Below are 12,109 nucleotides of genomic sequence, written 5' to 3'. Positions count from 1 at the left end.
TTTTGATTAAATGGTTACGGATTTTTGACTCTATAGTTTTCCTGATCTCCATTATTCACATTTCTTAGATTTTCGGCTTCAATGTCTTTTGTGGAACGCTTTACAAACGCTCTGATCTCCGCAAAATCCTGATTCATAATTTCCTGATTTGGGATTGTTTTCGCAAACTTCACGAGATCGCCACGCAGGAATATATCTTCTACCACTTTTTCATTCTCTGGAGAAATGGCGTTGGTTTGTTTCATATAAACAATCAAATCGTCAGTGAGCAAAACGTCTGCTGGAATTTGATATTGTTTGGTGATGAAGGCTCTGGAAATTTCAATTAATTCAACGTAGAAAGCACGGAAATTCTGGTCTTCGATGTAGTTTTTCTTTTTTAATTTATCCAAATCCTTCAAGGTTTGATTGGTCGTTACCGCTGGACTGTCCTTACGTTTTCTTCCCCATTTGATGATTCCGTAGATCAAAACAATGATCGCTATAATTAATAAAGCCAGAAGAACATAGAACTTGTAGAGATCCCAATAATCTTTGACATTCAGATCCACTTCCTTATTCTTCATAATGTCATTGATCTGGTCATCTTTTTTCGCAGTATTGATGACTTCGACTTCGTAAGGGATAGTTTTCAAGATTTGGTCTCCAACTCTGATCTCTATTTCCGGAATGGTAAATTTTCCCTCCTGAAAAACGGCGAATTTTATTGATCTTAAATAAACATCTTTCTGAACTGCAATACTGTCATTCACCATTTCAAAATGAAAAGGAAGCATTTCGTTTCTTGGCGCGGCCTGTACTTGTTTTCCATTAAGATCCAGAATTTGAATCTTGAAAATCGCCACCTCTCCCAACGCCAAAGTCGTCTTATCAAGATTGGATGATAAGGTTTGCCCGAAACTAAACGAAGAAATAAATATGAAAAGCGAAAAAAATATTTTGAAAATTCTGTAAGGCATTATTTGACTGTCTTTAATCTTGACTCTTGGTTCTTGTTTTTTACTTTTTAAAATATTGATACAAAAACTTGCTGTAATCATCTGAGGTTTTAATATCTAAAAAATGGGCCGATGAATTCTCGAATTCTTCTTTTGTCTGGCGCATTTTTCGTTTTTGCTGTTCTGCGAAATCGTATCGCCATCTAGCGCTGGAAGTGTTTGCCCAAACTTGCTGACCAGTTTCCGCATCACGAAAAAGCGCATAACCGATGTCTGGAATCTCCATATCTTTTTCGTCAAAAACACGAAGTCCCAAAACCTGATGTTTTCTGGCGGTCACATTCAGGATTTTTTGGTCAAATTCATCTTCGAAATCCGAAAACAGAAACACCAAAGATTTCCTTTTGAAAACGCTCATCATATAATTGAAAGCCACATCCAGATTGGATTTTGTAGGAACATAATCAGCCGACAAAATGTTGCTGATGATAGACAAAACGTGTTTTCTACCTTTCTGTGGCGGAACTACTTTCAGAACTTTGTCTGCGTAGAGAATCAATCCGATTTTGTCATTGTTTCCAGCGGCCGAAAATCCAAGAGAAGCGCAGATTTCTGCAACATATTCTCGTTTCAACTGAGTTCTCGTTCCATAATCCATTGAGGCGGAAATGTCCACGACAAGCATCATTGTGAGCTCGCGTTCCTCTTCCATTACTTTCACAAATGGCTCGCGAAAACGTGCAGTTTTGTTCCAGTCCATTCTTCGGGTGTCATCACCAAACTGGTATTGACGAACTTCTGAAAAAGTCATTCCTTGACCTTTGAATGCACTGTGATATTGTCCCATAAGCGATGCCTCCGTCTTCTTGCGAGTTCGGATTTCTATCTGCTTTACTTTTTTGACAATGTCTTTTATCTGCAATTTAGATTGTTTTTTGGCGGTCATCGGTTGATAGTTTTCAGACCTCTTAGTTTTTTCAAAAACAATAGGACGACTGACCACTATCAACAGATTAACCAAATTTTAGAACAAGATTTGTCCTGAATATTCTCAATATTTTCTCAAACCCTCAAACTCATTTACGGTGCTTGAATTTTCGCCAGAATTTTATTCACAATATCATCTTGAGTCACTTCCTCTGCCTCAGCTTCGAAACTTAATCCAATTCTGTGTCTCAAAACATCTTTCGCAATCTCTTTCACATCTTCCGGGATTACGAATGCTCTTCCTTTGATGAATGCATACGCTCTGGAAGCAATGGCCAAGTTGATACTTGCTCTCGGTGAAGCACCAAAACTGATGTAATTTTTTATTTCGGACAAGCCGTATCGCTCTGGAAAACGGGTTGCGAAAACCATATCCAGAATATATTTTTCTATTTTTTCATCAAGATAAATTTGATTGATGAGTTTCTTGGCTTCAACAATTTGGTTCAAATCCACCACTTTTCTGATTTGCGGAATATCCTGCGTCGAAATCATTCGCATCACCTTTCTCTCATCCTCGAATTCAGGATAATCGATTTTACACTTCAGCATAAAACGGTCGGTTTGCGCTTCTGGCAAAAGATAAGTTCCTTCCTGGTCAATCGGATTTTGAGTGGCTAATACGAGGAAAGGTTTTGGTAAAGGCATTGTCTCGTCGCCAATCGTCACCTGTTTTTCCTGCATCACCTCGAGAAGTGCGGACTGAACTTTCGCCGGCGCACGGTTGATCTCATCTGCCAAAACAAAATTCGCAAAAACAGGTCCTTTTTTGATACTGAAATCGTTGTCTTTCACGCTGTAAATCATTGTCCCAACAACATCCGCAGGCAACAAATCCGGTGTAAACTGGATTCTGGAAAATTGTCCATCAACAGCTTCCGACAAGGTTTTGATGGCCAAGGTTTTTGCCAATCCCGGAACACCTTCCAAGAGAACGTGCCCGTTGCCAAGAAGTCCGATGAGCAAACGGTCTATCATATATTCCTGCCCGATGATGGCGCGGTTGATTTCCTGTTTTAAGATGGAGAAAAAGTAATTTTGTTCTTTAACTTTTTCGGTAAGTTGTCTGATATCTTCTGCTTGATTCAATTCTGACATATCAATTAATAAAAATAATTGGTAAATTTCACATAAAATCTAGCAACAGCAAACATAACAATTGCCAAACTTCCGTTAAATATTTGTTAAAGAGATGGAAGTTGGAAGCCAGATGATGGAAGTTTTGAGCAAACTGATTTACTTTTTGCTAATAAATCTCAATAATTTGTCGTTTATTTATAATTAATATAACTTTGGACTAAATAAATTTCTCTCCGAAAATGAATTATCATTTTGCCAATCATAGACAGGTTCGAAAAAACCTTTTAAATATTCTACAAACGACCTCAGAAAAAGACCTTCTGACAATTCCAGACGGATTCAACAACAATATTTATTGGAACATCGCGCATTGCGTGGCCCAGCAACAGTTACTTTGCTATTATCTCAGCGGAAACCAATTCAGAATCGACAAATATTGGGTGGAAACTTACAAAAAAGGAACTTTCGCCAACGTGGATGTCAAACAATCCGAAATGGAGGATTTGGCTTACCTATTAATTGAAACTTCAAAAATCCTGATGAAGGATTATGATGATGACTTCTTCTCGGATTACACCCCTTATTCCACGAGTTTTGGGATTGATTTGAAAAATGTACAGGACGCTATCATCTTCAACAATATGCACGAAAGCATTCATTACGGTTATATTTTGGCTCAGAAAAGAGCTTTGATTGCGGAAGGATTAAGTTTATAATTAATGAAATTCAGATTCCTTTTTCCGATTTTCCTCTTGGGAGTTTTATCATTTTCGATTTCCGATAATGAGCGATTCAAATATTACCAACCTATCAGCAAAACTCAGGAAATCGAAGTTCTTTATCTGACTTGGGAAGACACTAACCTTCCAAATTTTGTAAAAACTGCTGACTACGAAAAATATGTTGACAAGGCTGAATTGATTGCACATTGTTTTTACGTCGATTCCAAAGATCCTGAGAAAAGGAAATTCAAAATTCCGGTGACGACGGATAAATTGATTAAGAAAATCCCTTTAAAAATAAAGGGAAAATTCTTCAAGACCAAACAATTCGATGATAAGTTTCCAACGCCACTTTTTGAAGATTACAGAAAAACGGGCGATTTGAAATTCAAAACTGAAAATGACGAGTTTTTAGTTTTTGTGTTGGATTAAAAACCACAAAAGGGACAAAAGTTTTTTCTTTAATATGTTTTTTAAAAGTTCAAAAAAGACTTTCTGTAAAATTTTCTTTTTTGCGCTTATTCTAAATTTTTCCTACAAATGATTTCCTTTTGTGACTTTTGTGGTTCAAACAAGAACTTTACAATTTTGTTAAGATAAAATTAATCTCAAAAAGACTACTTTTGCAAAACAAAATCTCATTAATGAATCCAGAGAAAAAAGACGATTTCATATTCGGTTTAAGGCCAGTGATGGAAGCCTTAGAAGCCGGAAAAACCGTAGATAAAATATTTTTACAAAACGCTTTGACGGGCGAAATTTACTTCGAACTGAAGCAACTTTTGGCCAAGCATAATCTCCGCCCAAACTACGTTCCCGTAGAAAAACTCAACCGTTTTACACGAAAAAACCACCAAGGTGTGGTGGCCTTCATCTCAGACGTTCCGTTTCACAAAATCGAGGATGTGTTGCCTCAGCTTTTTGAAGAAGGAAAGACGCCATTTATTTTAATTCTTGATAGATTGACCGATGTTCGGAACTTCGGAGCTATCTGTAGAACCGCTGAATGTGTGGGTGTTGACGCGATTTTGATTCCAGAAAAAGGTGGTGCGCCAATTAATTCTGATGCTATCAAAACTTCGGCTGGAGCGATTTATAATATCAAAATCTGTAAAGAAAAAAATCTTGCCCACTCGGTAGATTTCCTTCAGCAAAGTGGCATCAAAGTATTCTCAGCAACGGAAAAGGCGCAGAAATTGATATACGACGTGGACTTCACAGAACCGTGCGCAATCGTAATGGGAAATGAGGAAACGGGAATCTCAAAAGAAGTGCTTCACCACTCCGATGAAAAAATAAAATTGCCAATCGAAGGTAAAACCCAATCCCTAAACGTCTCTGTAGCGTGTGGCGCGATTCTTTATGAAGCCGTGAGACAGAAGATAGTTGTTGCTGGTTGATAGTTTTGTTTGATAGAAATCAACTTGATAATTATCAAAACATCAATTATAATTTATTATTAAACATCAATTATGAAAAAAATAACAGCGCTTGCGCTAATTGCCATAACATTGGTCGCTTGTAAAAAGGAAACAAAAACCGTTACAAGAGTTGACCCAAAAACCGGAAAAACTGAAACTGTAACCGTGGAAGTTTCCGACGAAGAAGCTTCAAAACCGAAAGCGATTGCTGACAGTAGTGGCATTTTCAAACAAAAATTCATTCTTGAAAAAGGCGTGACTTATCCGTTGGTTTCTTATCAAAGAGAAATCCAGTCTTTGACAACGCCAGATGGAAAAACAATGTCTGGAACCAATGAAACGACGGACGAAATGTCTGTGACAGTCAATGATTTCAAAGACAACATCTACGATTTGACTTTGAATATGGTGGGCAAAAGAATGTCCAGCACTTCAAACGGAAAGACGTTGACCATCGACACCAAACAGCCCGCTCCAAAAGAGGAAAATCTGAAAATGGAATATCTTGTGAGCAAAGGTTTGGCAGGAAATAAACTGAACGTGAAAATGGATGCTTCGGGAAATATCAAATCGGTTACAGGATTTGATGCCATTTACAACAATTTGAAGAAAGCAATTGCTGGAACTGTGAAAGATAAGAAACAGCAGGATGGCTTTATAGAAAGCTTCAAAGCTGGTTTCAACGAGGAAATGATGAAGGAACAATTGGGCAAAAACCTAAAACTTCTTCCCGTAAAAGGAACGAAAATCGGAGAAAAATGGACCACTTCCGAAGACATCGACCCAAGCGGAAAATTGAAACAAAACCTGACTTTCACCTTGACAAAAGTTGAAGACGGAAAAGCAGAAATTACCGTAACTGGGGTGATTCCATCCAAATCGGACAAGCAATCCCAAAACGGAATGACACACTCGATGAGTATGGGCGGTTCGCAAAGTGGGAAAATCATTGTGGATGAAAACACTGGTTGGCTACTGAACCAAAACCTTTCCATCAAAACCAATCAAAAAGAAACGGTTTCCGATGGCAAGCAAACCCAGAGTATGAGCAAGAATTCCACCACTTCTATCATCATTAATCCATCCTATAAATAAGAACAGGAAATGAAATACATTTTAGAACTCATCATAGCAACCATCATCATATTCTTCGTTTGGAATATTTTGAAGCGCTTGTTTTTCAGTGCGTTTTATAAAAACTTCCCCACTCTGAATCCAAAAAATCAACAGCAAAACCAGCAAACCAGTTCGAAAAAAATGCCCGAACAAAAAGTAAAATGGGATGCGGAAACGGTGGATTTTGAGGAAATAAAAGAAGAGAAAAAACAATAGTCAGATTCTGACATAAAATAAACATAAAACCTTTCAGATTATTAAGTCTGAAAGGTTTTTTAATATTAAATTTGGAATTTGAAAGTTTAAAGCCATTTGATAATTGATATTAATTGTTAAAACGCTGATTTCAAATCTAATATATAAAGCTTAATATCTAACATCTATGTTCAAAAACAAGAAAAATCTCATTTTCATCCTTGCAAGTTTGGTTGTTTTCATTTTGCTGGCGGTGGTTTACGCCAATCCTGTCATCTCTGGAAAACGTTTGATGCAACACGATATCGTTTTCTACAAAGGTGGCGCGGAAGAACTTTTGCAATACCGTGCGAACAACGAAAACGAAACCTATTGGAGCGACGCAATGTTTGGCGGAATGCCGACTTATCAGACTGGCGCGCAATTTCGTGGCGATGTCATCAAGAAAATTGACGATTTGTTTTTGTTCCTTCCGAAACCTGCAAACTACCTGTTCTTGCTGTTTGCCGGATTTTTCTTTTTGGGAATGGTGGCTGTTAGAAACTGGAAATATGCTTTGCTGGGCGCGACATTCTTTGGATTGTCAACTTATTTTTACATCATTATTTCGGCTGGACACAACGGAAAAGTTCATACGATTGCCTACTTTGCGCCATTGGTAGCGGGGATTTTATTGGTTTACTTTAGGAAAAAATATATTCTCGGATTCATCACCACTACCCTATTTATGGGACTTCAGATTTGTGCGAATCACCCACAGATGACTTATTATCTGTTCCTCGGATTAGGATTTTTATTCCTTTCGGAATTGATTAGAGCCATCAAAGGGAAAATCGAATGGAAACATTTCTTAATTTCGACAGGAATCGTTGCCGTCGCTGGAATCATCGGCGTTGGAATGAACTCGCAAAGACTAATGGCAAATGCCGAATACGTGAAGGAAACTGTTCGTGGAAAGCAAATCCTGAACGATAAAAATCACACCGCTGGAAAATCCGGAATGGACAAAGAAAGCATAACAATGTGGAGCTACGGAAAACTAGAAACACTTAACTTATTCATTCCTAGATTGATGGGAGGCGCAAGTCAGGAAGAAGGTTCCGACAAAATAATGGAACAAATCCAGGTTTTGGCTCAGGACAACATCAAATCCCAACAAGAATACGATATGTTCCTCAGAGGTTTCGGAAGTCCGACCTATTGGGGCGACCAGCCGACCACTTCTGGACCGGCTTATCAAGGTGCTGTGGTTTGTTTCTTGGCAGTTTTAGGATTCTTCTTTGCTGGAAGAAAGTACAGATATTGGATTTTGGGTGCTTCGATTTTAACGATTTTCTTGGCTTGGGGAAGCAATTTCTCTGCGCTGACGGATTTCTTCATCGATTATGTGCCGTTGTACAACAAGTTCCGTGCACCGTCTTCTATCTTGGTGGTTGTGGAATTCTTATTCCCTTTGATTGCGATTCTTGGCTTGTATAAATTCTTTACGGATGAAAATCTGACCGAGGAATACAAAAAGAAAATCCTGCTTTATGTTTCAGGAAGCGTTCTCGGAATCACATTGATTTTTATGGTTTTCGGGAAAGGAATTTTAGGTTTCTACACCGCGAATGAGAAAACTTATCTTCCGCCGTATGTGTTGGATTATTTGGTTGATGAAAGAGCGTCGATGTTCCAAACCGATGCTTTGAAAGCGATTATTTATGTTTTGATTACAGCCGGCGTTTTATTTTTTGGATTAAAGAAAAAACTGAATGTCAACATCGTTTTATTAATCATCGGATTCGTGAGCTTGTTTGACCTTTGGACGGTGAACAGACGTTATCTGAACGATGATAATTACGTTGATAAAACCTTCGCAGATTATCCCTTCCAAACCGAAAACTCGGAATATCTGATGAGCAAAGCGGGCGACAATTCTTTTGTTCAAAGCCTTTTGCAACAGACCGAAGTGAACAAAGCCTTACAAACCATCGCTGAAAAAGATAAAGACCATTACAGGATTTTCAACAATGTTTTAGGAACTTTCAGTGAGACGAATACTTCTTATTTCAAATCTTCAATCGGCGGTTATCACGCGGTTAAACTGAGACGTTACGATGATTTAATCAACAAATATTTCTCAACCACAGACCAGGTAAAAACCATCCGAATCCTGAATATGCTGAACACCAAATACTTCCTAGTTGGCGACCAGCAAAAACCAGAAATCTCTCCAAACCCTGAAGCCAACGGCAATGCGTGGTTTGTTTCTGACATCAAATTCGTAAACAATCCAAACGAGGAACTGAATGAAACAGGAAATCTTGACACCAAAAAAATCGCGGTGATTTCTAAAGATGACAAAGCTTATTTCAACGGGAAAAATCTGGTAAAAGATTCAACGGCGTTTTTGGCTTTGAAATCTTATCAGCCAAACGCATTGTCATTTGATTCATCTTCCAAAACGCCTCAATTAGCGGTCTTTTCTGAGGTTTATTATCCTCACGGCTGGAATGTTTATCTGGACGGAAACAAAGTGGATTACATCAAAGCCAATTACCTTTTGAGAGCGCTTTACGTTCCAGCAGGAAAGCACAAAATTGAAATGAAATTTGAACCAGCCGTTATCGAGACTGGGAAATTATTTTCTTTGATAAGTTTTGGATTGTTTGTTTTGTTGAGTTTGATTGGGGTTTATTTTCTGTTTAAAAGGAACAAAGAAATTGTTAGTCTTTAAATAAACTATTTTTAAATACTTAATTAGACTACTCCTTCCAATGAAACTCTATAAATATAAGAATGCAATAAAAATTTCTGACGTGGAAAGAGATTTAAATTGTATTCTAAATGATGAAATTTGGTTTTCAAAAATAGAATATCTTAACGACCCTTTTGAAGGTATAGCCAATTTTGAAAATCCCAAAAATTTTGATTATTTATTACCCAAAAGGAAGTATTCAACTGAGAAATATAAAAACCAATTATTAGATAGCAGTTTTCTAAAAAATCAATCAGTTGGAGTTTTATCACTATCAAAGTCAAAAAACAATTTAGTTCTATGGAGCCACTATTGTGATAATCACAAAGGTTATGTAGTTGAATATGATTTTACATTGGAGAGTTTTAACGTTGAAGAAAACATAAGAAAAGTAACTAAGTCTTCTGAAGTAATTTACTCTCCGAAAAGTAAAAAAATGCAATTATTCGAAAATTCTTACGATGAATATTTATTTAATAAAAGTTTAGGTTGGAAATATGAAAAAGAATTTCGATTTTTATCTGATAAATTTGGCTTAGTTAAATATGATGCAACATCTATCAAATCAATAATAATAGGAGCAAATACAAATATCATTATTGAAGAGTATTTAAAAAAAATTGCCAATCAAAAACATATCAAAATTTATAAAAGTATTATTAATCGTGAGAATTTTAGTATCAAAATTCGAGCAGTAAAATAACAAAAAAAGCAACCCAAATTGAGTTGCTTTTGTTTTTTGCTTGAAAGCGGAAATTATTTTCTGATTCCCAATTCAGCGATGATAGCTCTGTATCTAGAGATTTCTTTCTTCTTCAAATAATCAAGAAGAGATTTTCTCTTACCTACCAATTTCACTAGAGATCTCTCAGTAGCAAAATCGTGACGGTTAGCTTTCAAGTGCTGAGAAAGGTGGTTGATTCTAAAAGTGAATAGAGCAATCTGTCCTTCAGCGCTTCCTGTGTCATTTGCAGATTTTCCGTGCTTTGCGAAAATTTCTGACTTTTTTTCAGTTGTTAAATACATTCCAATATTATTTAATGATTATTATGTAATTCGGGTGCAAAGATAGGATTTTATTTGGGATTAAGAACTTAAAATCAAAAGTATTTTTATTGGAATAAATTCTATTCAATAAAACACGATTTTGTCATTCCGTAGGAATCTAGACAGCTAAGTTGAGATTCCTACGGAATGACAAACTTACTGAATACATACTCTTACTTCTCTTCCATCAAAAATGCTTTCACCAATTCGAAATCCGCTGGAAATTCCACAGACTGTTTTTCCTTTCTGTTGAAAGCTTCCAGTTTTTCAGGGATTTCGATTTTCCCTTTTAAGACCTCTTCCACAACTTCGACAAACTTTGCAGGATGAGCCGTTTCCAATAGAACACCAACAAAATCTTCATTTGATTTCTCAGAATATTTTTCCAATCCCAAATAAGCCACCGCGCCGTGCGGGTCCAAAGTATAACCGAAATCGTTTTTAACTTTTATCATCGTCTCTTTTGTCGCTTCATCCGAAAAAGAATACGACTCGATTTCTTTTTTGAATTCCGAAACATCATCATTGAAAAGACTTTTCATTCTTTCAAAATTGCTTGGATTGCCAACGTCCATTGCGTTGCTGATGGTTTGTTTTGAAGGTTTCGATTCGTAATTTCCGGTTTCTAAAAACTTTGGAATGACATCATTTGCGTTGGTTGAAGCTATGAATTGATGAATTGGCAAACCCATTTTCTTAGTAAAAAGCCCAGCTGTCAAATTTCCAAAATTCCCGCTAGGAACTGAGAAAACAATTGGCTTTCCTAATTTTTCTAATTGAGCAAACGCCCAGAAATAATAGAATGATTGTGGAATCAATCTGGCAATATTGATACTATTCGCCGATGTCAAAGTGAATTTTTGATTCAGTTCTTCGTCGGACAAAATTTGTTTTGCCAAAGCTTGGCAATCGTCAAAAGTGCCATCGATTTCCAACGCTTTGATATTTCCGCCCCAAGTTGTCAACTGTTTTTCCTGCAACGGACTGACTTTTCCTTTTGGATAGAGAATGTAAACCTCAATTCCCACAACATTGAAAAATCCTGATGCAACGGCACTTCCCGTATCGCCAGAAGTCGCCACGACAACTTTCATCGGTTTTCCTTCTGAGAAATAAGCCATCATTCTCGCCATAAATCTTGCGCCAACATCCTTGAAAGCCATCGTTGGACCGTGGAATAATTCCAGGGAATAAATATTCTCCGAGATTTTCACAGCTGGAATTTCGAAATTCAAAACTTCATTAATGATTTCTTTCAAATTGTCATCGGAAATGGACTCGCCGAGGAATTCTTTTGCTACTTGGAAACCGATTTCCTGCAAGCTAAGATTCGGTAGATTTTCAAAAAACCCAGCATCAAGTTGCGGAATATATTCTGGCATAAAAAGTCCGCCGTCATCTGCCAAACCTTTTAGGATGGCTGTTTTGATGTTGGTTTCTTCGTGTTTTCTTGTTGATATGTATTTCATTTTTGGTTGATAGTTAATTGTTGTTGGTTGATAGATTTAAGGTTTTAACGCAAAGTCCGCTAAGATTTTTTTGATTCTTATTGAAAATATTTTTAAGGTTCGCAAAGACGATTACGCTCATCAAAGAATAAAACTTTAAAGCCTTTGTCATTCCTTAGGAATCTAGACCTTTGAGATTGACCTCGTCAAACTACTACATTGATTTCCTACGGAATAACAATATTGGGTTTTAGGACAAATCTTGATTTAACGACGAATCCGCAGCCCGACTTGATTTCTATGGACAAACCAAATTATTTTGGTAGTTTTTCTCGTAATTTCTGCCGGAGTTCACCACTGCAAAAATACGGTGAATGATTTTGTTGCGTATATTGTTCAAAACCAACATCTTATT

The 12,109-nt window shown here is 36.9% G+C and carries 12 protein-coding genes; 7 read left to right on the top strand and 5 right to left on the bottom strand.

The genetic code is table 11. The features are described 5' to 3' along the window. Positions 1 to 14 precede the first annotated feature (14 nt). The 3 genes from IO90_RS07110 to IO90_RS07100 all read right to left on the bottom strand — a co-directional run bounded on the left by IO90_RS07110 (position 15) and on the right by IO90_RS07100 (position 3,023). Complete coding sequence (locus tag IO90_RS07110) at positions 15 to 959, bottom strand: BatD family protein (RefSeq protein ID WP_051878784.1); 945 nt, start codon at positions 957 to 959, stop codon at positions 15 to 17. A 40-nt stretch (positions 960 to 999) separates the two neighbouring features. Further along, on the bottom strand, positions 1,000 to 1,860 hold the full coding sequence (locus tag IO90_RS07105) for a DUF58 domain-containing protein (RefSeq protein ID WP_034968661.1): 861 nt from the start codon (positions 1,858 to 1,860) through the stop codon (positions 1,000 to 1,002). A gap of 158 nt (positions 1,861 to 2,018) precedes the next feature. After that, positions 2,019 to 3,023: an AAA family ATPase gene (locus IO90_RS07100; protein ID WP_034965374.1), complete on the bottom strand. Its 1,005-nt coding sequence runs from the start codon at positions 3,021 to 3,023 to the stop codon at positions 2,019 to 2,021. A gap of 221 nt (positions 3,024 to 3,244) precedes the next feature. Here IO90_RS07100 and IO90_RS07095 point away from each other — a divergent pair, with 221 nt between their 5' ends. From IO90_RS07095 to IO90_RS07065, 7 genes are all read left to right on the top strand, one after another. After that, entirely contained in the window at positions 3,245 to 3,721 is a 477-nt protein-coding gene (locus IO90_RS07095) for a DinB family protein (protein ID WP_034965372.1), read from the top strand. A 3-nt stretch (positions 3,722 to 3,724) separates the two neighbouring features. Further along, the gene (locus IO90_RS07090; protein ID WP_034965370.1) at positions 3,725 to 4,159 is read left to right on the top strand and encodes a hypothetical protein; all 435 of its coding nucleotides are present in this window, start codon (positions 3,725 to 3,727) and stop codon (positions 4,157 to 4,159) included. A 212-nt stretch (positions 4,160 to 4,371) separates the two neighbouring features. Further along, the gene (gene rlmB, locus IO90_RS07085) at positions 4,372 to 5,127 is read left to right on the top strand and encodes a 23S rRNA (guanosine(2251)-2'-O)-methyltransferase RlmB (protein WP_034965369.1); all 756 of its coding nucleotides are present in this window, start codon (positions 4,372 to 4,374) and stop codon (positions 5,125 to 5,127) included. 72 nt (positions 5,128 to 5,199) lie between these two features. Continuing rightward, complete coding sequence (locus IO90_RS07080) at positions 5,200 to 6,243, top strand: DUF6263 family protein (protein ID WP_228374654.1); 1,044 nt, start codon at positions 5,200 to 5,202, stop codon at positions 6,241 to 6,243. Between the two features lie 9 nt (positions 6,244 to 6,252). Continuing rightward, complete coding sequence (locus tag IO90_RS07075) at positions 6,253 to 6,480, top strand: hypothetical protein (protein ID WP_034965364.1); 228 nt, start codon at positions 6,253 to 6,255, stop codon at positions 6,478 to 6,480. A 166-nt stretch (positions 6,481 to 6,646) separates the two neighbouring features. After that, positions 6,647 to 9,178: a YfhO family protein gene (locus IO90_RS07070; protein WP_034965362.1), complete on the top strand. Its 2,532-nt coding sequence runs from the start codon at positions 6,647 to 6,649 to the stop codon at positions 9,176 to 9,178. 40 nt (positions 9,179 to 9,218) lie between these two features. After that, positions 9,219 to 9,902, top strand: coding sequence for a DUF2971 domain-containing protein (locus tag IO90_RS07065; RefSeq protein ID WP_034965360.1), 684 nt, complete (start codon positions 9,219 to 9,221; stop codon positions 9,900 to 9,902). 53 nt (positions 9,903 to 9,955) lie between these two features. On the opposite strand, the gene rpsO is transcribed toward IO90_RS07065, so the two are convergent. Together rpsO and thrC are read right to left on the bottom strand one after the other, a co-directional pair. Further along, positions 9,956 to 10,225 (bottom strand): 30S ribosomal protein S15, encoded by a 270-nt coding sequence (gene rpsO / locus IO90_RS07060; protein ID WP_034965356.1) that lies wholly within the window; start codon positions 10,223 to 10,225, stop codon positions 9,956 to 9,958. 194 nt (positions 10,226 to 10,419) lie between these two features. Beyond that, complete coding sequence (thrC, locus tag IO90_RS07055; RefSeq protein WP_034965354.1) at positions 10,420 to 11,715, bottom strand: threonine synthase; 1,296 nt, start codon at positions 11,713 to 11,715, stop codon at positions 10,420 to 10,422. Positions 11,716 to 12,109 lie beyond the last annotated feature (394 nt).

Source organism: Chryseobacterium sp. FH1 (assembly GCF_000735135.1).
In the GTDB taxonomy this organism is placed as follows: domain Bacteria; phylum Bacteroidota; class Bacteroidia; order Flavobacteriales; family Weeksellaceae; genus Epilithonimonas.
The sequence above is the reverse complement of the archived record's forward strand: the minus strand, read 5'-3'. Positions and strand labels throughout refer to the sequence as shown.